This is a genomic window from Thermaerobacter sp. PB12/4term (assembly GCF_003403315.2).
GTDB lineage: Bacteria > Bacillota > Sulfobacillia > Thermaerobacterales > Thermaerobacteraceae > Thermaerobacter.
Genome location: NZ_CP048407.1, coordinates 1603660 through 1625801, shown reverse-complemented (window position 1 = coordinate 1625801; position 22142 = coordinate 1603660). Strand labels below are relative to the sequence as shown.

The window sequence follows — 22142 nt, the reverse complement described above, 5'->3', positions numbered from 1 at the left end:
TTGCGGCTGGCCTGGCGCATGGCGCTGGTTTATGCCTCCATCCTGGTGGTGGTGGCCCTGCTGCTTCTGGTGGGCGCTCCCGCCCTGGCCGAGCGGGCCATGGTGGACGCCCTGGGGCCCGTGCTGCTGCGCCAGGCCCGCAGCGTGGTGGCCCTTCTGGACGTGCAGGCGTTCCCCGGGCTGCCCGCCACCTATCTGGCCGACCTGGCGGCGGTGCGGCTGTCGCGCCTTTATGTGGACGGGGAAGTGCTGGTGGTCGATCCGGCCGGGCGGATCCGCTGGAACTCCGCCACCCTGGTGGGCGATCTGGAGGGCTGGCAGCTGGCGCCCGAGGTGATCCGGGGCATCCGGGCGCCGGGATACGGTGTTCGGGAGATCCTGGCCAACGTGCCGGCGGTGGTGGCCGTGGCCCCGATTCCCGTGCCCGGCGGCCAGGGGAGCCTGGGCACCGTGGTGGTCTTCCGGCCCCTGCGGGAACTGGGTGGCGTGCGCCGGGAGATCGGCACCTGGCTCGCCCTGGGCACCGGGGCGGCCGTGGCCGTGGCCCTGGCGGCGGGCTGGGCCGTGGGCTACCGGATGGTGCGGCGGCTGGCGGCGATCCAGGAGGCGGCGGCGGCCCTGGCCGCGGGCGAGCTGTCCCGGCGCCTGCGGGTGGCCGGCCGGGACGAGATCGCCGGCCTGGCGGCCGGGTTCAACCACATGGCCGAGCGCATCGAGGGGCTGGTGGGCGAGCTGCGCCGCTCCCAGGCCCTGCGGCGGGCCATGCTGGCCACCATCTCCCATGAGCTGCGCACCCCGGTGACGGTGATCCGCGGGCTGGGGGAAGCCCTGAGGGACGGGCTGGTGGAAGCGGGACCCGCCGCCCGCCGCCAGGCGGGGCAGATCGTGGCCGAGGCCGAGCGGCTGGGCCGGCTGATCGACGACCTCTTCCAGCTGGCCCAGATCGAGACGGGCCAGCTGGACCTGCGGCTGGAGCGCTTTGCCGCGGGACCGTGGCTGGAGGAACGGGCCACGGCCCTGGAGGCGCTGGTCCGGGAGCGGGGCGCCCGCTGGCAGGTGCGGATCGACCCGGGCCTGGCCGGGGTGTGGCTGGAAGCGGACCCCCACCGCCTGGCCCAGGTGCTGGGCAACCTGGTGGACAACGCCGCCCGGCACGCCGGTCCGGAGGGCCAGGTGAGGCTGGACGCGGCGGGGGTGCCCGGCGGGATCCGGGTCCAGGTGGCCGACGACGGCCCGGGTATCGATCCCGCCGACCTGCCGCGGATCTTTGAGCCCTTTTACCGGGGGCGGGAGGCGGCCCGCAGCCGCGGTGCGGGCCTGGGCCTCAGCATCGTGCGGGCCCTGGTGGAAGCCCACGGGGGCCGGGTGGGCGTGGAGTCCGCCCCCGGGCAGGGCACGCGTCTCTGGTTCGTCCTGCCCCGGGCGCCGGAACCCCGGGGCGGGTCCCGGGCAACGGAACCCCGGGGCGGGCGGTCCCCGGGAGCGGAAGCACGGCCCGTGGGGGCGGAAGAGTCCGGGGCCGTCACGGGCTCCCTCGGCGATGGGGCCGGAGCCCCCGGTGGCTGAAGGTGGACGGACCCGGAGGCTTCCGGTGCATCGCCTGCGGGCACAAGGACCTGCGCCTGCCGTGGCGGTGGGCCGGGGCAGGCCGCCGGCCGACCCGCCGGCACAGCGGCCGGCGCCGCTCCGGACGGCGGAAGGACCCTGCTTAGCTCTCCGAACCCTGCCTAGCCCTGCGATCCGAGCGGCCGAGAGCACGGACCGGCTGCCCGCCGGGCCCAGGGGGACGGCCCCGGGCCGGCGGGGGCGCAGGAGCCCTGGCAGGGCCACGGCGCCTCCACCCGCCGGGAGTCCCCTGTCACCCGGAGGGCGTCACCGCCGGCGGATCAGGATGCGGTAAAGGCCCGGCTCCTTTTCCTCGATGCGCAGCACCTCACCCAGGCCCGACCGCTCCACCGCGGCGGGGACGGTGTGGGTGGAGATGGTGTGATCCGTCAGCTCGGCCAGCACCTGGCCCGGCGCCATCCGGGCCAGCGCCTCCAGGGCAGCGTCCACCGGGTAGGGGCAGATCTCGCCCGTGACGTCGATCTCCCGGTCGGCGGTGACGGCGGTGCCGGCGCCGGTCCGGTCCACCAGATTGGCCTGGCCCAGGGCCGCCAGCCGCTGGCGCGCCTGCTCCAGGTTGGGCCGCTTGAACAGGGCCATGGTATCCACCTCCCTTGCCGTTCCCCGTGCCCTCAGATTCCCGCCGGCGGTGCCGCCGCAGGCTTCGCCGGCGTGCCGGTCCCCGTGCCGGCGGTCGCCGGCTCCACCCGGCACGAGGTCAACAGGGCGGCCTGCCGCAGGTGGGCGATCTTCCACGCCGTATAGATGCCCGTCGCGATGCCCGCCGAAGCCAGCAGGCTGTGCAGGGAGAGGGCGGGGAGGCCGCTCAGCAGGTTGCCGATGTTGCACCCCGGGGTGAGCCGGGAGGCGAAGGCCAGCAAGAAGCCTCCCGCCACGGCGTTGGGCAGCCGCCGCAGCCGCGGCCTGCGCCAGCGGAAGGTGCCGTTCAGCCGGGCCGACAGGGCGGCGCCGGCGATGATGCCGGCGATCAGCACTTCCTCCGGCCCGGGCACCAGGCCGGGGTAGCCGCGGAACAGGCTCGCCACGTACGGGTTGGCCGCGACGCGGGCCGGATCGTCCACGGCGGCCCAGGCCACGGCCACCCACCGGGTCTCGGGCCCGGTGATGCCCCAGATGGTCCACAGGCTGAACTGCAGCGTCGACACCAGGCCCAGCAGGAGCCCCACCGCCCGGGTGTCCCAGGACCGCAGCCGCAGCAAGGTTCCCGGACCCTGGCGGAAGAACGCGGCCACCTCCCGTAGGCTGCGGCCGAGGGCCCCGGGACCGGCCACCAGGACGACCCCCAGCAGCAGGACGGCCACCGCCAGCAGGCTCGTCAAGAGAGGCGGCCAGGGCAGCAGGCGGTACAGGGTGACGGGGCCGGTGATCTGCAGGGGCTTGAAGAAGTAGGGCTGGAGCACGTCCGGGAACAGGCGCAGGAACGCGTAGTAGCCGGCACCCATGCCGAGCAGGGTGAGCCAGAACTGCCCGTAGCCCATTCCCGCCCGGTAGAGGGTACCCGAGGCGCAGCCGCCGGCGACGTACATGGCGATGCCGAAGAGGAAGCCGCCCAGCAGGCTGTTCCACCCCACCGGCGGTACCCAGAGACGGTCGGGGGTGGCCCAGCCGGCGGACAGGGCGATCCCCCAGCCCAGGGTGGTCACCGCCACGGCCGTGACGATGCCCTGGAGCACACGGGTGTGGCGAAAGGCGTAGAGATCGCGGAAGGCCGACGTGAAGCAGAAGTCGCCGCGCTGGAGCAAGAAGCCGTAGACGAGACCGAAGGCCGCGCCCAGGAGCAAGAAGGCCGGCCCGTGCAGATCCATGGCGTTCTCCCCCGCTTCGCTGGAGGGTGCTGGAGGGCGCAGAGTCCCGAGCCTGGCCCAGAAGGGCCGGTGCAACCGGCCAACAGCGCAAGGCGAACCTGCAGGTTCAGGGCGATTGTACCGGTGCCGCGGCTTCGATGTCAATAACACCGATTAACTAACACGGGATTTGGTTCCCCCGCCCGCCGGCCCGGGAGGACCCTGGTCCTGGATCGCAAGTCCTGCTGGACGCCCATCAGGGTAGGACTGCGGGTGCATTTGTTGCCGCGGATCGTCACCGCGCCCGCAAAGACCGCCGGTTCGTCCGAAAAATTGAAGGGAACGGGGAAGGATGCCGCGATGGGCGCCGCCCGGAGCCTGCCGAGGTCTTGAAGCCTAGCCTTCCGGGCGCGGTTCCTTCTCCGGCAAGCATCCTTTGGGAGGTGGCGCGATGGTGGAACGGGACCCATGGCCGCGCGGGGCAAGCCGGCGGGTGGCCGCCGCCCTGCTCTGGGTCATGCTGATGATGACGGCTCTGCCGGGACCGGCCATGGCCTCGTCGGGTGATGGTGCCGTGGCCGGACAGCCCGGGGCTTCTCCGGCCACGGCCGGCGTGTCGGCGGATGCGGCGGGCTCCTCCGGGGAGCCGGGATGGCTCTTTGCTGTGGGCTACTACGCCCGTTACGCCTCCGAGCAGGTGCGCCTCTGGGTCAGCCGTGACCCGGCCGGCGACGCGGCGCTGGCGGCGTCCTTTGCCGAGCGGAGGGCCGACCGCCTCGCCGAGCTGGCGCCCGCCTCGGCCTGGTTCGAGCGCCTGGCCGCCGACATCGCGGGGTACCTGCGCCTGGCGCAAGAGCGGCTGGTGCAGGCCCGGGCGGAAGGCGCTGCCACGGACCGGGCCATCACCGCCCTGGAGGATGCCGTGGCCCGGGTGGAGGCCTTGCCGAAGCGGGTGGCGGCAGGCCAGGACCGTGACCAGGGCGTCGTCGAGGCGGCGCCGGCCGCCGGCGACCAGGGTGACGGCGGGACCGGGACCGCGGAGTCCCTGGCCGCGGAGCCAATGGAGGGCGAGGCGGTCCCGGAGCAGGCGGGCTCTGACGGGAGCCCGGCGGGGGACACCGCCGAAGCTGGCGGTACCGGGACCGCGGCGGAGGGCACCGGCGGCCAGGCCGCCCAGGATCCCCTGGACCAGGCCCTGGAAGCCGCTGCGGAAGCCGAGCTGGTGGCCGGCTCGGTGGCCATGATGGAGCCCGCCGAGATCACCGCCCTGCGGGATCAGGGTTACGGTTACGGGCAGATCGCCCTGCTGTACGCCACCGCCCAGGCCATCCGCCAGGCCACCGGTGAGGAGGTGACGGCCGCGGACGTGGCGGTCCGGCTCGCTTCCCTGGCCGGCGGCCAGGGTGACACGGCCGAGCCCCAACCGGTTCTTGGGGAAGACGGGACCCCTTCGCCCACGGAAGACGGCGACGCCGGCACCCCGGAAGGAGAACCCCGTTCACCCGCAGGAGAAGAATCGGCCGGGACCGGTGAGGAAGCCACCGGCGCCGCAGGGACGGCCCTGGCCCAGGGGGTGGCCGCCAATCCGGCGGTGAAGGTGCACGCCTTCGGCCGGACGCTGAACGAACTTCTGGCCCTCTACGGGATCCACCGCCGGGATCTGAAGCCCGGCCGCTGGATCTCCGCCGCCCACCGGCCGGCCGTCCAGCCGCCCGCGGCGGGGGAGCCGGAAGACACCGCGCCCGGTGAATCCGAGCCGGGCGACGCCGGGGAGGAGCAGCCCGGCCCGCGGGAGACCGAGGTCACGGCGCCAGGCTCGTCCCAACCGGAGGAACCGGCCACCGGAGAGGACGAGGAAGAGTTCCAGGAGGACGGCGCCGAGGAGCAGGCAGCCACGACCGCCGCAGCCACCCTCCAGGACCAGGAGCGGGAAAAGGCCCCGGTCCAGCGGGAGCGCGAGGACCGGCCGGGACGCGGCCAGGGTTCGGCCCGCCACGGTGAAAGGGCCGGTTCGGCCCGGGGCGCCGGCGCGGGGCGTTAGGAAGCCGGCGCAGCGGGGAACCATGCAAGGCGTCCTTCCGGGCGGCAGGGTGCCCAGCCGGGGCATCCTGCCGCCCGGCTTTTGTGGCGCAGCCTCCACCGGGCTGTGTGCGGGGGCGGGCCCGGGGGTGGCCCCAGGGCCGGGGGGTGCAGGGACGATGGGGCCCCGCCGGAGGGCGCGGCACCGGTGGCAGGATTGGCTGCCGCAGGGAGGGAATTCCCTAGAGTTACCTGCCCAATCCCCGGTCACCGGTGCCCGGCCTTCCCGGATGGGTAGCATGTGGTCGGTGGTCCGGCAAGGCCCCCGGTGCCGGCCCTGGAGGGATGAGGTTTGCGGTTTGTCCGGTTCGAGCGGGCCGGCCAGGTGCAGATCGGGCTGGCCGAGCTGGACGAGCAGGGGCGCCTGCGGCGGGTCCTGGACCTGGGGGCGGCCCAGGCGCGCTGGGGCGGCCCGCCGGTTCCTCAGGACATGGTCGCCTGGATCGCCCTGGGTGACGAAGCCGTGACCGCCGCAAGACGCTGGTGGGATCGGGCTGCCGGTGCCACCGGGGACGATGCCGGCTCCCTCTGGCACCCCGGCGACAGCGTGCGCCTGCTGGCACCCATCGCCCGGCCGCCCAAGAACGTCATGGCCATCGGCCTGAACTACCGGGATCATGTGTTCGAGATCAGCGGCCGGGACGTACCCCAGCACCCCGTGGTGTTCACCAAGGCGGCGTCGGCGGTGCAGGGACCCGGCGACCCGATCTACCTCCACCCAGGGGTGACGGAGGCCGTCGACTACGAGGGCGAGCTGGCGGTGGTCATCGGGCGGCGGGGCCGCTCCATCCCCAGGGAGCGGGCCCGGGAGCACATCTTTGGCTACATGATCCTGAACGACGTCACGGCCCGGGACCTGCAGCGGCGGACCAGCCAGTGGCACCTGGGCAAGAGCCTGGACACCTTCTGCCCCACCGGGCCCTACCTGGTGCACCGGGATGCGGTGGGCTGGCCCGTGGAGGTCGACGTCCGCACTTGGGTCAACGGCGAGCTGCGCCAGGAGGCCAACACCCGGCACTTCATCTTCGACATTCCCACCTTGCTGGCCACCATCTCCGCCGGGATCACCCTGGAACCGGGCGACATCATCGCCACCGGAACGCCCAGCGGTGTGGGCATGGGGTTTGATCCACCCCGCTTCCTGCGGGCGGGCGACGTGGTCGAGATCGAGATCACCGGGCTGGGCAGGCTGCGCAACCCGGTGGTCGACCGTTGGCCCCGTGACGCCTGAAGCGGTGGCCCGGTGACGCCGAGAGGCGCCCCTCGGCGCCTGCAGCCCATCTGACCGGCGGGACTTGCTGCGCGCGGGGTCGAAGCCCCGCCGGTGGCCAGGGCCAGTGCCATCGCCCCGGGCGGGGTGGTACCGGTGCACCACAACCGACGTGAACGGGGGTGAACACCATGCATATTGCCGTGATCGGAGCCGGGGGCGTGGGAGGCTACTTCGGCGCTCTCCTGGCCCGGGCTGCCCAGTGGGCCGAGCCCGGTACCGCCCTGCACGGGGCACGGGTGGGGTTCCTGGCCCGGGGGCGGCACCTGCGGGTCATGCGACGCAGTGGCCTGCACATCGAGAGCGTGTACGGGCGCTTCAGCCTCCGGCCCGTTGCCACCGACCGGGGCCTGCGGCTGGCGGAGGAACTGGCCTTGCCGCCCGGCCAGGGGGCCGATCTGGTGCTGGTCACCGTCAAGACCTACAGCCTGCCCGGGGTGCTGGACGAGATGGCCGCCCTGGTGGGCAGCGAGACGGCCATCCTGCCCCTGATGAACGGGATCGACCACCTGGAGGTCCTGGCCGGCCGGTTTGGGCGCCAGCGGGTCCTGGGAGGGCTTTGCCACATCGAGACGGCCCTGGTCGAACCCGGCAGGATCCGGCAGACCAGCGCCCGCCGCGACATCACCTTCGGCGAGCTGGACGGCCAGGTCACGCCCCGGGTGGAGCGCATCGCCGCCGCCTTCGCCGCCGCCGGGATCCCCCACCGGGTCTCCGACCGCATCCTGGCCGACATGTGGATGAAGCTGATCTTCATCTCGGCCATGGGCGGCATGACGGCGGCGGCCAACCGGCCCCTGGGGGCCGTGCTGGGCGATCCCGACGGCCGGGCGGTGTACGAGCGCATGGTGCAGGAGGCCGTGGCCGTGGCCCGGGCGGCCGGGGTCGAACTGCCGCCCGATGCCTTCGAGCAGGTGATGGCCACCACCCTGGGCATGGATCCCGCCATGACCTCTTCCCTCCAGCGGGACCTGGCCGCGCGGCGGCCGGTGGAAGTGGACGCCCTTTGCGGCGCCGTGGTCCGCTACGGCCAGCGTTACGGAGTCGACACGCCCTGCCAGCAGGCCATCACCGCGGCCATCCGGCTGCGGGCCGGTGCGGAGGCATGAGATCACCCGCCGGTTCGGCCGGAACCAGCAGCCGGTGTCCCTTGACGTCCCACAGGCCCGCGGGCGTCAGCCGCGGGCCGGGCAGGTGGTCGGCGGAGAGGAACAGCAGGGAATAGATGGGGTCGTGAAAGGGATGGCCCCGCTCCCGCAACAGGGCTGCCAGCTCCCGGCAGCGCCGGGCCAGCTGGGATACGTCCAGGTCCGAAAGAAAGCCGCCGATGGGCAGCGGCAGGTGGAACAGGATCCGCTCGCCTTCCACCAGCGCCATGCCCCCGCCGGCTACGCTCCCGGCGGCCCGGGCCATGGCCTGGGGATCCCGCCCCAGCACCAGGAGCCCGCCCGACATGGTGTAGGTGGTGGCGAGCCCCTGGATTCCGGCGCCGAACCCCGCCAGCAGCGCCCGGGTCACGGTCCCGCCCGCCGGGGCTCCGGCGCCGGGATGGAACAGCACCGCGTAGAGCAGATCTTCGCCGGGTGGCAGGACGGGCATCCCCTGCGGGTCCAGCGCCACTTCCCGCCATTCCAGCCGGCTGATCACCGCGTTGAGCAGCCGGATCACGGGAAGGGCGACCCGGCCGGAGGGGTCCCCCGCCCCGGCACCGGGCAGCACGTCCCGGCCGGACCCGGCAGGTCGCCCGGGGGTCGCGGGCCCGCGTGAACCGGTGGCCCCGGTGCCCGGTGACCGGGAGGGGGCCTTGGCCACAGGGCGCAGGATGATGCGGCGGGCCAGGTCTTCGCCGGCCGGTAGCCGCCGCGGGCTCAGCCCCAGCGCGGCCCAGTCCAGGGGGGCCGGTTCGTCCAGCAGGCGACCGTCCCGCGCCACCCGCCGGCCGTCGATCCACACCTCGACGGGAACGGGGTTGCCCGGCTCGGACAACAAGTTGAGGTCGGCCAGCCGACCCGGGGCGATGGCGCCCAGGTACCGGTCGAGTCCCAGGTACATGGCGGGGTTGACGGTCACCATCCGGTACGCCGCTTCCGGCGGCAGGCCCCCCTCCATGGCCACCCGCAGCGCCAGGTCGAGGAACCCTTCCTCCACCATCTCCGGGGTGGGGCCGTCGGTGGTCAGGGCCAGGCGGTGGCCGTAGCCGCGGTCGAAGGCCTCGCGGGCGGCGGCCACCAGTTCCGGCAGGTCGGGGCGCAGGGAACTGTGGCGCAGGACGGCGAAGAGACCCGCCCGCACCCGCTCCAGGACCTCCTCCGGCCGGATGCTCTCGTGGCAGTCCCCGACCCCGGCAGCGGCCAGGGCGGCCAGGGTTCGGGCCGAGGCGCCGGGAGCGTGACCGTCCACGGGCAGCCCGTGCTCTAGGCCCGCGGCCAGCAGGGCAGGCAGCGGTTCCCCCCGCCGGAGGGTACCCGCCCAGCTGGTCCATTCGAAGATCTCCACCACCCGGGGATGATGCAGGAGGGCGATCCCCTGCTCCACGGTCATGCCGTAGGCGGCGGTGAAGTCGGCGGCCCCCGCGGGGGAGCCGTCCTCCGTGGGGGGCTGGTCCTGCGCCAGGGACTCCGGCTCACCCTCCGGGCCCGCCGCGGCGGCCGGGGCCGGCCCCGCCCGCCCGGGGGTCATGGTCTGGGGGGCGACCCGCAGGCCCCACAGGTCCCGCACGGGTGCCAGCAGGCCGGCATCCAGGGCTTCGGCCAGGCGCGGGCCCATGATCTGGCCCAGCAGGAGCGTGTCGCTGACCAGGGTGGTGGTGCCGCGGGGCGCTATGGCCGCCCCCAGCGCCCGCGGCGAGTACAGCTGGAAGGGGTGGGCGTGGATCTCCAGGTATCCCGGTACCAGGTAGAGGCCCCGGCAGTCGACGACGCGGGTGTCGGGCCCCGGTTTGGGCTCGTCGGGGCCCGTGTAGGCGATGCGCGGCCCCGCGACCCAAACCTCGGCCGGCTCCCAGCGGCCCGTGTAGACGTTCAGGATCGTTCCCCCGCGGAACCACACGTCGGGCGGCTCGTGTCCCAGGGCGACGCGCACCGCCGCCTGCCGCAGGTCCGGCGACTCGTGGCGCCAGTCGCGGCCGGGGCGGGCCGGGCGGGTACCGGTCTGCACCCGCGCCACCTCCTTCGAACTTGCGCAAGGGAACACCGGCCGGGGAGCACCGGCCGACGCCCGGGTCAGGCCTGGCGGCGCCGGGCCGCCACCACGGCGCGCAGGAAGCGGGCGACCCCTTCCTCGGCGTGGTGGCCGATGACCAGGCGGGCTGCCGCCCGCACCTCGGGCCGGGCGTTGGCGACCGCCACGCCCAGCCCCGCCCAGCGGATCATGCCCAGGTCGTTCTCGCCGTCCCCGATGGCGATGACCTGCTCCCGCCCGGTGTCCAGCAGGCGGCAGAGTTCGGCCAGGGCCGCTTCCTTGGTGGCGTCGGGCCGGATGATCTCCAGCAGCCCGGGCAGTGTGGCCACGGCGACGGCGGGAAGGCCCGCCAGCCCGCGTTCCACCGCCGGGCGGGCGGCCTCCGCGGCCTGGGGCTCGCCGGCCAGCACCACCTTGAAGACCCGGCCCCGCTCCCAGGCGGCCAGGCCCGCCGCGGCCGCCGGATCCTCCGCGATGACGGGAATGGGGATCTCGTTGAGATGGGCCAGCCGGTCCCGCCAGGGGTGGCGGCGACCGGTCACGATGGCTCCGGCGCCGTACAGGAAGGGGATCAGATCGAGCTCGCGGGCCAGCTCCAGGGCCCGGTCGACCACCCGGGGTGCCAGCGGGCGCTCCCACAGCGGCCGGCCGGCGCTGGGCCAGGCGATGACGGCCCCGCCGCAAGCGATCACCGGCCGGGTCAGCCCGGCCCGCAGCCACACGCCCATGGCGGCGGGCAGCGCCCGGCCCGTCACGATCACGGGGTGAAGACCGGCCTGCTCGGCGGCCTGCAGGGCTTGCAGCCCTTCGGGGCTCACCCGCCCGTCCGGGCCGGCAGCCGTGCCGTCCAGGTCGACCGCCACCAGCCGGAAGGCGTTCCAGTCGATGCCGGCCGGAAGCTCTGGCATGTTCTGGGCGTCGCTCATGTCCCGATTCTACCACGGCGGGGGAACCGGGGGGCGAGGCGGGGCGCGGGACGGCGAGGGCAGCGCACCCGCCGGGCTAGGGCAGCGGGCCCGCCGCGGACCGGGGCCGGCCCCTGCCAAAGCGCCGGTGCCAGCCGACGATCAGATCGTCCAGGCGGCGGCTGAGTTCGACCACCTGGGGATCGGCGTAGCCCCGTCGCCGGGCCAGCCGATAGAGTTCCCGGCGCATGGCTTCGATCTCCGCCTGGTGGGCAAGAGCCGGCCGCAGGGGTCGCGGCCGCGACCCGGCGGGTAGAGGAGAAGCCACGGGAAGCACCTCCCACGGGCGAGGAACACCGCCCGCACGCTGCAGAACCGGGCCGGAGGCCGCCCGCCCTCCCCCTGGGCGCCTCCAGCCCGGCGTGCAGGCCGCTACCGCCCTGTCCATTCTTGCGCCCTGCTGTCGCTCCTTGTTGACAAGCTGTGGGCAACTGTCGATTCCTGGGGATATCGGCCGCCCGGATGGGGATAACCTGCCCCGGATCTGGGGATGACAAGCCCCTTTTTGTGGATAGGGGAGTGGATACCGGGGCGGGGATGCCGGCCGGGATACCGGCCGGGGCCGAGCCCGCGGCCCGGCAGGGACCGGCACCCCCGGCCGCCCGGCGCCATACCATGGGCGTGAATCGCGCCGGTCCCGGGGAGGGTCAAAGGCCCAAAGGAGGTGCCGGGTCGGGGCAGGCCAGGGGGCACTGCCGGGGTGGGCGGGGCGGCCGCAGGCCGGGGACCGCCGGGTGCCTCGGGCTGCCACCGGCGGTCCCCCGTGCCCGCCGGCCATCCTGCTGGGCCGCTCGCCCGGCGAGCTCCCGGCGACCCGGGGGCTGTCCCGGGGCCGGCGCCACGGCCGGGAGGTGTTTGGCATGTTGCCGATTCCCAACCGGTTTGCCCTGGTCACGGGCCGGGCGGAGGGCGAGACTCCCCTGACCGCCTTCGATGCGGCGCTGCTCGACGCCGGGGTGGCCAACGTCAACCTGATCAAGGTCTCAAGCATCCTGCCGCCCCACGCCGAACCGCTGGCCGAACTGGTCCTCCCCCCGGGCGCCCTGGTTCCCATCGCCTACGGCCGGCTGGTGTCCGCCGAGCCCGGCACCCGGATCGCGGCGGCCGTCGCCGTGGGACGGGACGAACCCGGCCGATTCGGCATGATCATGGAGCACACGGCATATGCCAGTGCCAGCGAGGTGGAAGCGACCATCCGCCGCATGGTGGAGGAGAGCTTCACCATTCGCGGGGGCCGCCCCAGGGAGATCCTGGTGCGTTCCGTCGAGCACGTGGTCGAGCGGTGTGGCTGCGTCTTCGCCGGGTGTGTCCTCTGGTACGGAGGCTAGCGCTTCCCCGGCCGGGCCGGCCGCCGGCAAGCGCCGCCCCGGCCGGCGTGGCCGGCAGCCCGCCGCCACCCGCTGTCGTTGGCGCCCGGATTCGGGGCCGCCACCGGGCGGCACCGGCACGGGTGGTGCCACGGGGCGACGGGCGGGCCGGGTGACGGGGGCGGGCGGGACCGCTTTGCTCATGGTCCGGCCTGCCCCGCCCCGGGCGGGCTCCCCACCGGGGGGAGCAGGCTGGTGGAGCGCCGGCACGCGTCCAGGAACCCCGTGCCGCCGGGCAGGCGAGCAGCCGGTGCCCTGTCGCCCCGGCTTCCGGGCGGGGAGGGGCGACAGGGTGCGGCGGCCGGCCGGGGATGCCCCGAATCCCCGGCTCCGGTGGCCTGCAGGGAGGCGCCTTTGGCCGGGGACCCGCCGCCCCGGCAAAGGGCCGGCCCGGCGGCCGGTTCGTCTCCGTGGCTCCGCGGCGGTCTGGCAGCGGGAGCCCGGGGATGGGGCCTCTGGCTGCGGCGGGCCCTTGCGACCGCCGGGGCCCAGGGGGAGGCCTCCCAAGCCCCCGCCCGGGGCCATGGATCCGCAGCGCGCCCGGTAGGGGACCGCCCCTCCACCGGGCGGTGGAGAGCAAAGGGGCGTCCCGGCCCGGGCGGGCCGGGACGGGACGGGCTCCGTCCCCTGCCCTGGCTCCCTGTGGCCATCCTGGCCGGCCTTCTCCTCCTGGTCCTGGGGCGGGTGGCCGGAGTGGCCGCCTCGCCCGGGCAGGGCCCGCTGGCGGGCACCCTGATCGTGGTCGACCCCGGTCACGGCGGCATCGACCGGGGCGCCTGCCACCTGCCGTCGAACACCATCGAAAGCGAGATCAACCTGGAGTTCTCCTTTCTGCTACGCGACCTCTTGCGGCAGCAGGGCGCCCGCGTGCTGCTCACCCGGACGACCGACGAAGACCTGGACCTGGACCCGCGGATCGAGATCGCCAACGCCAACGGAGCGGACTACCTCCTCAGCATCCACGTCAACTGGTTCCCGGATCCCACCTGCTTCGGGGCCCAGACCTTCTACTTCCCTGGGCGGGAGGAGAGCCGCCGTCTTGCCCTGCTGGTCCAGGACGAGCTCAAGAAGGTCGACCCCGCCAACTACCGGGAGATCCAGACGGGCCGTTACCGCGTGCTGCGCCTGACCCGTATGCCCGGCGTGCTGGTCGAACTCGGCTTCGTGGACAGCCCCCACGACCGCGCCATCCTGCACGATCCCTCCCGGCGGCGGGCCCTGGCCGAGGCCATCGTGCGCGGCGTGATCCGCCACCACCGTGGCGAGCCGGGGCCGGAACCGGCCCCGGATTTGCGCGACCGCTGACCCGGCGCCGGAAGCCAGCCCGTCCGGGTCGGCGGCCTACGCGCGGCGGGCGCGATCGCCAACCGGCCAGGAGCCCGCCCGCACCCTGCCAGCAACCCGCCCGTCCCCGGACGGTCGCCGGCAGCCCCTCGGTCCCGGCCCGCACCCCTCGTGACGGCCGCCCCGGCCCCTGCATATGGTGCGGATGCGCCGCGCCGGGCGAATGTCCCACAAGGTTCCCACGGTGTCCCGGCCCGAGCGCGGTGCAGGGGAGGAACGACCTTGCGCTGGCTGGCATGGACCCTGGCCGGCCTGGCCGCCGGTCCGGCGGCCCTGGCCCTCTACATCCGCCGGCAGGGCGACGCCGACGTGCGGGTCGACGCCCGCGGCGTGACGATCCTTGACACCCACCGCGACGCGGGCCGCTGGCAAGTCCGCTTCCGCCTGCCGGTGGTCAACCGGGGCCGGCAGAAGGGGATGCTCTACGAGATCCTGGTGCGGCCCGAGTTCCCCGGGCGATGGGCCGCCCCGGCCCGCTGGTCCGTCGCCTTCTTCTGGCCCGGGGTGCAGGAGACCGGGTACTGGAGCGCCACCTTGCTCAACCCGGGCCAGGAGGTCCCCCTGGAGATCGAGCTGACGGCCTACGGGCCCGAGGAGGTCCTGGACCGCCTGGTTCGCCTGGACCGGCTCGATCTGGTGGTCCGGCACGGGGTGATCGGGCGGACCCCCTTGCGCTGGTATCTCACCGACGTGCACCTGCCCCTTGCGGGGGGCGGGGTGGCGACGGCTCCGCAGCCCGTCCGGGGGACCAAAGAGCCGCCGGCGACCTGGGGTTCGGTCGTCGACGGGCGGTCACCTGCCCAAACCGGTGGAACCGGATGGGCCGCCTCGCGTGCCACCTCGCCCGGCGACCGGCGGGGACGGCCGCGTCCCACCCTGACGGTGATCGCCCGCCGCGCTCCCGCCCCGGTGCCGCCGGCCCGGTCCCCGGTCCAGCCTCCGGCATGGCCTTGGGAGGACGCCGCGGCCCGCCCCGGAGTCGCGCCCGGCCGGGCTGCGGCGGCCGGGAGGAGGGGATCGCCATGGCCGCGGTGAGGGGAAGGGCAGGCGGCCGCCGGGCCGCCGGGGTGGCCGGTTCGTCCCGCTTTGACGTCGAGGTGATCCGGACGGAGATCATCACCCCCCGCCACGACCTGGAGGAGGTGGTGACGCGGTATACCCGCGACCGGCTGCGGCCGGGGGACGTGGTGGCCGTTTCGACCAAGATCGTGTCCATCACCCAGGGGCGCCTGCTCCGTCCGGAAGATCTCCGGCCGGGAACCCTGGCCCGGCTGGTCTCGCGGTTCATCGACCAGGAGGGAAGTTGCTCCTCGCCCTACTCGCTGCAGGCGGTGATCGAGCGCACGGGCCGCCTCCGGATCGCCCTAGCCTTCCTGGTGGGCGGGCTGAGCCGGCTCCTGCTGCGCCGCAGCGGCGACTTCTACCGCATCGCCGGCTACTACGCCCGGGTGATCGACGACGTGATGGGCACCCTGCCGCCCTTCGACAAGCACATCGTCCTGCCGCCGGCGGACCCCGACGGGGTGGCCGCCCGCCTGGCCCGGGCCCTGGGACCCGGGATCGGCGCCTGCATCATCGATGCCAACGACCTGGGCAAGGCGGAGGTGGTGGGGGCGAGCCCGGGCGTCGACCGGGACGCCGTGCGGGCCGTGATGTGCTCCAACCCCTGGGGCAACACGGACCAGCAGGCGCCGCTGGCCATCCTCCGGCCCCGCCGGGACGAGCCCGGTCCCGGCGCCCAGACCGGCGCCGCCGCGGGCGGGCCCCTGACCGGAGGGGAGCCGCCCGGCCGCGCAAACTCGCCGCGGTCCGGGAAGGGGAGGGCATGAAAGGCGGGCAGGTTTCTGCTCCCAAGCCGCGAATTCCGTAAACGGGGTGGCGGTTGCGGAGCCATTCGTGCGGGAGGGGGCCTAAGTATGGCGGGAAAGGTGTGGCTCAAGCACTACCCGGCCAACGTGCCGGCCCACCTGGACTATCCGGAAATACCACTTCACGAGCTGCTGGCCCGGACGGTCCGGGAACATCCGGACTTGCCGGCCCTGCGGTATTACATGGTCCGCATGACCTACGCCGAACTCTGGGAGCGGGTCAACCGCTGCGCCGCGGCCCTGGCCTCCCTGGGGGTGCAAAAGGGCGACCGCGTGGCCATCATGCTGCCCAACTGCCCCCAGTACGTCATCAGCTATTACGCCACGCTGCGGCTGGGGGCCATCGTGGCCCAGGTCAACCCGCTCTACACGCCCCGCGAACTCGCCTACCTGGTCACGGACAGCGGCAGCAAGGTCCTGATCGTGGGCGACGCCCTCTATCCGGCGGTCCAGGCGGCCCTGCCCGACCTGGAGCTGGAACACATCCTGGTCGTGCGCCTGCTGGGCAATGTCCGGCCGGGGCCCGAAGACCGGTCCTTCGAGGAACTGCTGGCGGGGGCGGGCGGCGAGCCGCCGGTGGTGGACATCAGCCCCCGGGACGACGTGGCGGTGCTCCAGTACACCGGCGGCACCACGGGCCGCTCGAAGGGCGCCATGCTGACCCACTTCAACCTGGTGGCCAACGTGGTCCAGGTCCAGCACTGGTTCCCTGCCGAGGAGCGGAAGAGGCCGGGGGAGGGCCGCATCCTGACCATCCTGCCCCTCTTCCACTCCTACGGCATGACCGTGTGCATGAACTACGGCCTGGCGTCCGGATATGAGCTGATCCTGGTGCCCCGTTTCGAGCTGCCCGAGGTCATGGAGATCATCCGGGCGACCCAGCCCAACTTCTTCCCCGGCGTGCCCACGATGTACGTGGCCGTCAACAACTACCCCAACGCGGAGGAATACGGGGTGGGCGCCATCGAGTTCTGCAACTCCGGCGGCGCGGCCATGCCCGTCGAGGTCATGAATGCCTTCGAGCGCCGTTTCGGGGCCCAGGTGCTGGAGGGATACGGGCTGTCGGAGGCCTCGCCCGTCACCCACTGCAACCCCGTCCACGGCCTGCGCAAGGCGGGCAGCATCGGCATTCCCTACCCCGACACCGACGCGGAGATCGTTGACGTGGAGACGGGGACCCGAGTGCTGGGACCGGGCGAGGCGGGCGAGCTGCGCATCCGCGGCCCGCAGGTGATGAAGGGATACTGGAACCGGCCCGAGGAGACGGCGGAGACGCTGCGGGACGGGTGGCTCTATACCGGCGACATCGCCACCATGGACGAAGACGGCTACTTCTACATCGTCGACCGCAAGAAGGACATGATCATCGCCTCGGGGTACAACGTGTACCCGCGGGAGGTCGAGGAGGTGCTCTACGAGCACCCCGCGGTCGCCGAGTGTTGCGTGGCGGGCGTGCCCGATCCCTACCGGGGCGAGACGGTCAAGGCGTACATCGTGCTGAAGCCCGGCGCCTCCGTCACCGCCGATGAGATCGTGGCCTTCTGCCGCGGGCGGCTGGCGGCCTACAAGGTGCCGAAGCTGGTCGAGTTCCGCGGCGAGCTGCCCAAGACGGCCGTCGGCAAGGTCCTGCGGCGGGTGCTGGTGGAGGAAGAACGGGCCCGCCTGGCGGCGGCCGGGGAGCCCGCCGGGGGCGAGGCCGGCGGCGGCTCGTGAGCCCGGCGGCGCCTCCTGCAGGCGGCGCCGGTGGCGCGGGCCGGGGAAACACCGCCCGGCAGCAATCAACGCCAGAATCCAGGGGGAGTCGCCGTGGCCCACGTGCATGCGGGGCGCGTGATCGCCCAGGCCCTGGCCCGGGAAGGGGTGAGGGCTCTCTTCACCCTCTGCGGCGGGCATATCATGCCCATCTATGACGGCTGCCTGGACGAGGGGATCCGGGTGGTCGACGTACGCCACGAGCAGGCGGCCGTCTATGCCGCCGACGCCTATGCCCGCATCACCCGGCGGCCCGGCGTGGCGGCCGTGACGGCGGGGCCGGGGGTGATGAACGCCGTCACCGCCATCGCCAACGCCCACCGCGCCCAGTCGCCGGTGGTGATCCTGGGCGGGCAGGGGCCCCTGGAGCACGCCGGCCGGGGGAGCCTGCAGGAGATGGACCACCTGGGCGTGGTGCGGCCCATCACCAAGTGGGCGGTGCAGGTCCAGGACCCCAAGCGGCTGCCGGAGATCCTCAATCTGGCCTTCCGGCGCAGCTTGCACGGCGTGCCCGGACCGGTCTACGTGGAGATTCCGCTGGACGTGGTCTTCGCCCAGGTCGATCTGGACGGCGTCCGCATTCCGGCCCCCGTGCCCGGCCGTTCCGCTCTGCCCGCCGACCCCCGGGAGGTGGAGCGGGCCGCCGCCGTCCTGCGCCGGGCCCGCCGCCCCGTGGCCCTGGTGGGCAGCCAGGTGCACTGGTCCCCTGATCCCCAGGCGGTAAGCCGCTTCGCCGAGGTGGCCCAGGTGCCGGTGTTCACCAACGGCATGGCCCGCGGCGTGCTGGCGGCGGGCGACCCCTTCTTCTTCCAGTTGTGCCGCAAGCAGGCGCTGGCCGAAGCCGACGTGGTCCTGGTGGCGGGGACGCCCCTGGATTTCCGCCTGGACTACGGCCAGGCCATCCGGCGGGAAGCCCGGATCGTCCAGATCGACCTGGACCCCGGCGAGCTGGGCCGCAACCGGGACGTGGAAGCGGGCCTCGCTGGCGACACGGCCACGGTATTGGACCAGCTGCTCGAGGCAGGGCTCCGTCCGGACGAACCCGCCGAGCGCCGCCAGTGGCTGGACCGCCTGCGGGAGGAAGAAGGCCGGCGGGCGGCCCGGATGCAGGCGGGCCTGACCAGCAACGCGGTGCCCGTCGACCCCCTGCGGCTGTGCGCCGAGATCGATGCCGCCCTCCCGCCGGCCGCCACCGTGATCGGCGACGGCGGGGATTTCATCGGCACCGCGGCCAAGATCGTGCGGCCCCGCCGGTATCCGGCCGGCTGGCTCGACCCCGGGCCCCTGGGCACCCTGGGCGTCGGGATGGGCTTCGCCCTGGCCGCCCGGGTGCTCCGCCCGGACGACCCGGTGGTGGTGCTGCTGGGGGACGGGGCCGCAGGCCTCGACCTGCTGGAGTACGAGGCGGCCGTGCGCCAGGATCTTCCCTTCGTGGCGGTGGTGGGCAACGACGCCGCCTGGACCCAGATCCGGCGGCTCCAGGTCCAGCTTTTCGGCACCGACCGCGCCGTCGCCACCCAACTCAGCTACGCGCGCTACGACCAGGTGGTCGCGGCCCTGGGTGGCCACGGCGAGTGGGTCGAGCGGCCGGAGGACGTGCGCCCGGCCATCGAGCGGGCCCTGGCCTCGGGCAAGCCGGCCCTGGTCAACGTGAAGATGGGGGTCAGTGATTTCCGGGCCGGTGCCATCGCGGTCTGACATCTCGCCTGCGAGTGCATGAAGGCCGGCAGCCGCAAGCGCGGTGGCCGGCCTTCTTTGCTTTCCTCTCCTGCGGATCCCTCAAACGCCGCCGGACTTCAACAACCAGCGAGTGTGCAAGTCGATCGTCCGGGTGCGCAAACCCATCGCCGGCAGCAGGGATTTGACGCTGGGTGCCGAATCTTGTCCGCCAAACTCAAATAATGAACGTTTGTTTCAATATATGGACCAAGTGTTTCCGGGGGATGACGATGCCGGGGGACGGGCAAGGCGGGACTGTCGGCAAGGCGATCACCTTGCTGGACCTCTTCGACGAGGCCCGGCTCTCCATCAGCGCCGCGGAGGCGGCCCGGGCGACGGGGATGCCCAGGGCGACGGCGTACCGCTTGCTGGAGCAGATGGTGGCCGCGGGCCTGCTGACCAAGCGGGGAGTGGAAGGCGGGCGGGGTGCCCGCTACGCACCCGGTCTACGGCTACTGGAGTTGGGGAGGCTGGCGGCTCGGTCGCTGGATCCCGACGGGATCATCCGTGCCGCGATGGAGCGGTTGCGAGACCGGTGCGGGGAATCGGTCCAGTTCGTTGTCGCCAGCGGGGACTCCGCCATCTACGCCCATGTGGTTCCGCCGCGGGCGCCCATGCACCTGTACGTTGCGTGGGGCCGCCGTGCCCCCCTCTACGCCGGCGCGTCGACGCGGCTCTTGCTGGCGTGGCAACCGGAGGAGGTCGTCCGCCGGATCCTGGCAAGTCCGCTGGTGGCCTACACGCCGCACACGCCGACGGACCCCAGGGATCTCCTGGCCCGGCTGGTTGAGATCCGCCGGACAGGGTATGCCGTGAGCTTCGGAGAGCTGGTCGAGCACACAGCAGAGATGGCGGCACCGGTCGTCGACGGTCAGGGAGTGATAGGCTCCCTGAGCCTGGCAGGTTTCGAAGAGCGCTACCGTGATCCGGCTACCGCCGCCGGGCTCAAGGACGAGCTCCTGGCGGCGGCGGAAGACCTGTCTCGCCGCCTCGGTTACCGGGGCCCGTGGCCCTACGTGGATCCGATGGCCGGCCGGCATTCAGTGGGCCATTCACCCTCGCCACGGGTAGGGCAGGAAGGGGGGAGCCACGCCAGTGGAGCCGCTTCTGGAAGTCCGTGACCTCCAGGTTCAGTTCACAAGGGGAGGGCAAGCCGTCACGGCGGTCGACGGTGTGAGCTTTCACGTGGGCGCCGGGGAAACGGTCGCGCTGGTAGGCGAGTCGGGCTGCGGCAAGTCGGTCACTGCCCGGTCCATCCTGCGGCTGATCCGGCCCCCGGGCCGCATCACCGGTGGCCGGATCGTCTTCAAGGGACGCGACCTGCTGTCCTTGGGCGAGGCGGAAATGCGCCGGATCCGGGGCAACGCCATCGCCATGGTGTTCCAAGAGCCCATGACGTCCCTTAACCCCGTGTACACCGTGGGCCGCCAGATCGTTGAGGCCTTACGGCTCCATCGGGGCCTGACGGGCTCCCGTGCCCTGGCCGAAGCGATCGACCTGCTGCGCAAGGTCCAGATTGCCGACCCGGAGCGCAGAGTTCACGAATACCCTCACCAGCTGTCAGGGGGCATGCGCCAGCGGGTGATGATTGCCATGGCCCTCGCGTGCCGTCCCCAGCTGTTGATCGCGGACGAACCCACCACGGCCCTGGACGTCACCGTACAGGCGCAGATTCTGGAACTCATCCGCCAGTTGCAGGCCGAGTTCGGCATGGCCGTCCTCATGATTACCCACGACCTGGGTGTCGTGGCCGAAGTGGCCCAGCGGGTGGTAGTGATGTACGCCGGCAGGGTGGTCGAGGAAGGCACCGTGGCCGAGATATTCCGGCGCCCAGCCCATCCCTACACCATGGGGTTGTTGCACTCCGTGCCCCGGCTCGGCCAGGGCAAAGGGCGGCTGCAGCCGATTCCCGGCGCCGTGCCCGATCCGGCCGCGTTGCCGGGCGGCTGCCGCTTTCACCCGCGCTGCCCGCTGGCGGACGAGCGGTGTCGCATGGAGCCTCCGCCCCTTGAACTGCGGTCGGAAACGCACCGTGTCGCTTGCTGGTGGGCAGGGCAGACCACCGGTTCGGGGGTGGCATGATGGGTGGCGTCAGCGACGGCATGGTGCGGCCGATTCTCGAGGTCCGGAACGTCAAGAAGTATTTCCCGACGGGCCGCCGCCGCCCGCCGGTCAAGGCCGTCGACGGTGTCAGCTTCGATGTCTATCCAGGGGAGACCGTAGGGCTGGTGGGGGAGTCGGGGTGCGGCAAGTCCACCCTGGCGCGGCTCATTGTGCGCCTTCTGACACCGTCGTCGGGCACCATCCGCTTCGACGGCCAGGACGTGGTAGCCGCCGGTGGTTCCCAGCTGCGAAGGTTGCGGCGGGACCTGCAGATGGTCTTTCAGGATCCCTATTCCTCCCTCAATCCCCGTCTCACGGTGCGGGAGATCGTCGGCGAGCCGCTGCTGGTCCACGGGGTCGCCCGGGGGCGCCAGATGGAACGGCAGGTGGAAGAGCTGCTGGAGGCTGTCGGGCTGCGGCCTGAACACGCCCGCCGGTATCCCCACGAGTTCTCGGGTGGCCAGCGCCAGCGAATCGTCATTGCCCGGGCGCTGGCCCTCAAGCCGCGCCTGGTGGTGTGCGACGAGCCCGTGTCTGCTTTGGACGTCTCGGTGCAGGCCCAGATCCTCAACCTTCTGCAGGACCTGCAGGACCGCTTCGGGCTGACCTATATTTTCATCGCCCACGACCTGGCCGTGGTACAGAACATCAGCGACCGCATCGGTGTGATGTACCTGGGCCGCCTGGTGGAACTGGCACGGGCGGACGAGCTGTTCGAGCGGCCGCTTCACCCGTACACCCGGGCCCTCATCTCCGCGGTACCCGTTCCCGACCCCGAGGCTGCGGCGCGGCGCGAGCGGATCGTCTTGCGCGGTGAAGTGCCTAGTCCGGCTCGTCCGCCGGCCGGGTGCAGGTTCCATACCCGCTGCCCGCTGGCGGTGGATCGTTGCCGAACCGAGGTGCCCGAGTGGCGGGAGGTTGTTCCGGGGCACTGGGTGGCCTGTCATCTGGCCGGCGAGGGTGAGGTCGCCGGGAGGGGGGTGACTGCGGCGCCGCCCGTCGCCTAGCGCCGGCGGTCCTACGTCCCGCCGGGAGGATCCGGCATTGCAGGGCGGCCGGGTACGACGTGTCACCGCGGTGCAGTT

Annotated in this window: 18 protein-coding genes; 13 read left to right on the top strand and 5 right to left on the bottom strand. The window is 73.2% G+C overall.

The features are described 5' to 3' along the window. Positions 1-1566, top strand: coding sequence for a HAMP domain-containing sensor histidine kinase (locus DYI95_RS06740; RefSeq protein ID WP_116900524.1), 1566 nt, complete (start codon positions 1-3; stop codon positions 1564-1566). Between the two features lie 306 nt (positions 1567-1872). Here DYI95_RS06740 and DYI95_RS06735 read toward each other — a convergent pair whose 3' ends face one another. Both DYI95_RS06735 and DYI95_RS06730 read right to left on the bottom strand, forming a co-directional pair. After that, positions 1873-2205: a sulfurtransferase TusA family protein gene (locus DYI95_RS06735; protein ID WP_006903794.1), complete on the bottom strand. Its 333-nt coding sequence runs from the start codon at positions 2203-2205 to the stop codon at positions 1873-1875. Positions 2206-2237: 32 nt separating this feature from the next. After that, positions 2238-3431, bottom strand: coding sequence for a YeeE/YedE family protein (locus tag DYI95_RS06730; protein ID WP_116900525.1), 1194 nt, complete (start codon positions 3429-3431; stop codon positions 2238-2240). Positions 3432-3861: 430 nt separating this feature from the next. On the opposite strand from DYI95_RS06730, the gene DYI95_RS06725 reads away from it, so the two are divergent. The 3 genes from DYI95_RS06725 to DYI95_RS06715 all read left to right on the top strand — a co-directional run bounded on the left by DYI95_RS06725 (position 3862) and on the right by DYI95_RS06715 (position 7868). Beyond that, positions 3862-5451 (top strand): hypothetical protein, encoded by a 1590-nt coding sequence (locus tag DYI95_RS06725; protein WP_116900526.1) that lies wholly within the window; start codon positions 3862-3864, stop codon positions 5449-5451. 330 nt (positions 5452-5781) lie between these two features. Continuing rightward, a complete protein-coding gene (locus DYI95_RS06720) occupies positions 5782-6720 on the top strand; it encodes a fumarylacetoacetate hydrolase family protein (protein WP_116900527.1) in 939 nt (312 codons plus the stop codon). Positions 6721-6890: 170 nt separating this feature from the next. Then, entirely contained in the window at positions 6891-7868 is a 978-nt protein-coding gene (locus DYI95_RS06715) for a ketopantoate reductase family protein (protein WP_116900587.1), read from the top strand. On the opposite strand, the gene DYI95_RS06710 is transcribed toward DYI95_RS06715, so the two are convergent. The 3 genes from DYI95_RS06710 to DYI95_RS06700 form a co-directional block, all read right to left on the bottom strand. Then, positions 7828-9915: an adenine deaminase C-terminal domain-containing protein gene (locus tag DYI95_RS06710; protein ID WP_116900528.1), complete on the bottom strand. Its 2088-nt coding sequence runs from the start codon at positions 9913-9915 to the stop codon at positions 7828-7830. The two genes, DYI95_RS06715 and DYI95_RS06710, sit on opposite strands and share 41 nt — an antisense overlap. A gap of 65 nt (positions 9916-9980) precedes the next feature. Then, a complete protein-coding gene (locus tag DYI95_RS06705; protein WP_243149664.1) occupies positions 9981-10847 on the bottom strand; it encodes an HAD hydrolase family protein in 867 nt (288 codons plus the stop codon). Positions 10848-10941: 94 nt separating this feature from the next. Continuing rightward, entirely contained in the window at positions 10942-11172 is a 231-nt protein-coding gene (locus tag DYI95_RS06700) for an aspartyl-phosphate phosphatase Spo0E family protein (RefSeq protein ID WP_158556046.1), read from the bottom strand. A gap of 592 nt (positions 11173-11764) precedes the next feature. On the opposite strand from DYI95_RS06700, the gene DYI95_RS06695 reads away from it, so the two are divergent. From DYI95_RS06695 to DYI95_RS06655, 9 genes are all read left to right on the top strand, one after another. Beyond that, complete coding sequence (locus DYI95_RS06695; protein WP_116900531.1) at positions 11765-12232, top strand: pyruvoyl-dependent arginine decarboxylase; 468 nt, start codon at positions 11765-11767, stop codon at positions 12230-12232. A gap of 681 nt (positions 12233-12913) precedes the next feature. After that, a complete protein-coding gene (locus tag DYI95_RS12560) occupies positions 12914-13576 on the top strand; it encodes an N-acetylmuramoyl-L-alanine amidase (RefSeq protein WP_243149663.1) in 663 nt (220 codons plus the stop codon). Between the two features lie 261 nt (positions 13577-13837). Next, complete coding sequence (locus tag DYI95_RS06685; protein WP_116900533.1) at positions 13838-14650, top strand: hypothetical protein; 813 nt, start codon at positions 13838-13840, stop codon at positions 14648-14650. Continuing rightward, on the top strand, positions 14638-15444 hold the full coding sequence (locus tag DYI95_RS06680) for a coenzyme F420-0:L-glutamate ligase (protein ID WP_116900534.1): 807 nt from the start codon (positions 14638-14640) through the stop codon (positions 15442-15444). The genes DYI95_RS06685 and DYI95_RS06680 overlap by 13 nt, the downstream gene beginning before the upstream one ends. Before the next feature lie 87 nt (positions 15445-15531). Further along, positions 15532-17196 carry a long-chain fatty acid--CoA ligase gene (locus DYI95_RS06675; RefSeq protein WP_116900535.1) on the top strand — a complete coding sequence of 555 codons (1665 nt, stop codon included), beginning with the start codon at positions 15532-15534 and terminating at the stop codon, positions 17194-17196. A 93-nt stretch (positions 17197-17289) separates the two neighbouring features. Continuing rightward, complete coding sequence (locus tag DYI95_RS06670) at positions 17290-18933, top strand: thiamine pyrophosphate-binding protein (RefSeq protein ID WP_116900536.1); 1644 nt, start codon at positions 17290-17292, stop codon at positions 18931-18933. Between the two features lie 245 nt (positions 18934-19178). Further along, complete coding sequence (locus DYI95_RS06665; protein ID WP_243149662.1) at positions 19179-20075, top strand: IclR family transcriptional regulator; 897 nt, start codon at positions 19179-19181, stop codon at positions 20073-20075. After that, positions 20050-21036, top strand: coding sequence for an ABC transporter ATP-binding protein (locus tag DYI95_RS06660; protein ID WP_116900538.1), 987 nt, complete (start codon positions 20050-20052; stop codon positions 21034-21036). The genes DYI95_RS06665 and DYI95_RS06660 overlap by 26 nt, the downstream gene beginning before the upstream one ends. Continuing rightward, positions 21033-22064, top strand: a complete 1032-nt coding sequence (locus DYI95_RS06655) for an ABC transporter ATP-binding protein (RefSeq protein WP_116900539.1) — start codon at positions 21033-21035, stop codon at positions 22062-22064. The genes DYI95_RS06660 and DYI95_RS06655 overlap by 4 nt, the downstream gene beginning before the upstream one ends. Positions 22065-22142 lie beyond the last annotated feature (78 nt).

Coding starts and splice junctions, on each gene's coding strand:
- DYI95_RS06680 (WP_116900534.1), top strand. CDS start 14,638: ATGGCCGCGGTGAGGGGAAGGGCAGGCGGCCGCCGGGCCGCCGGGGTG.
- DYI95_RS06715 (WP_116900587.1), top strand. CDS start 6,891: ATGCATATTGCCGTGATCGGAGCCGGGGGCGTGGGAGGCTACTTCGGC.
- DYI95_RS06730 (WP_116900525.1), bottom strand. CDS start 3,431: ATGGATCTGCACGGGCCGGCCTTCTTGCTCCTGGGCGCGGCCTTCGGT.
- DYI95_RS06655 (WP_116900539.1), top strand. CDS start 21,033: ATGATGGGTGGCGTCAGCGACGGCATGGTGCGGCCGATTCTCGAGGTC.
- DYI95_RS06665 (WP_243149662.1), top strand. CDS start 19,179: ATGACGATGCCGGGGGACGGGCAAGGCGGGACTGTCGGCAAGGCGATC.
- DYI95_RS06735 (WP_006903794.1), bottom strand. CDS start 2,205: ATGGCCCTGTTCAAGCGGCCCAACCTGGAGCAGGCGCGCCAGCGGCTG.
- DYI95_RS06705 (WP_243149664.1), bottom strand. CDS start 10,847: ATGCCAGAGCTTCCGGCCGGCATCGACTGGAACGCCTTCCGGCTGGTG.
- DYI95_RS06725 (WP_116900526.1), top strand. CDS start 3,862: ATGGTGGAACGGGACCCATGGCCGCGCGGGGCAAGCCGGCGGGTGGCC.
- DYI95_RS06675 (WP_116900535.1), top strand. CDS start 15,532: ATGGCGGGAAAGGTGTGGCTCAAGCACTACCCGGCCAACGTGCCGGCC.
- DYI95_RS06695 (WP_116900531.1), top strand. CDS start 11,765: ATGTTGCCGATTCCCAACCGGTTTGCCCTGGTCACGGGCCGGGCGGAG.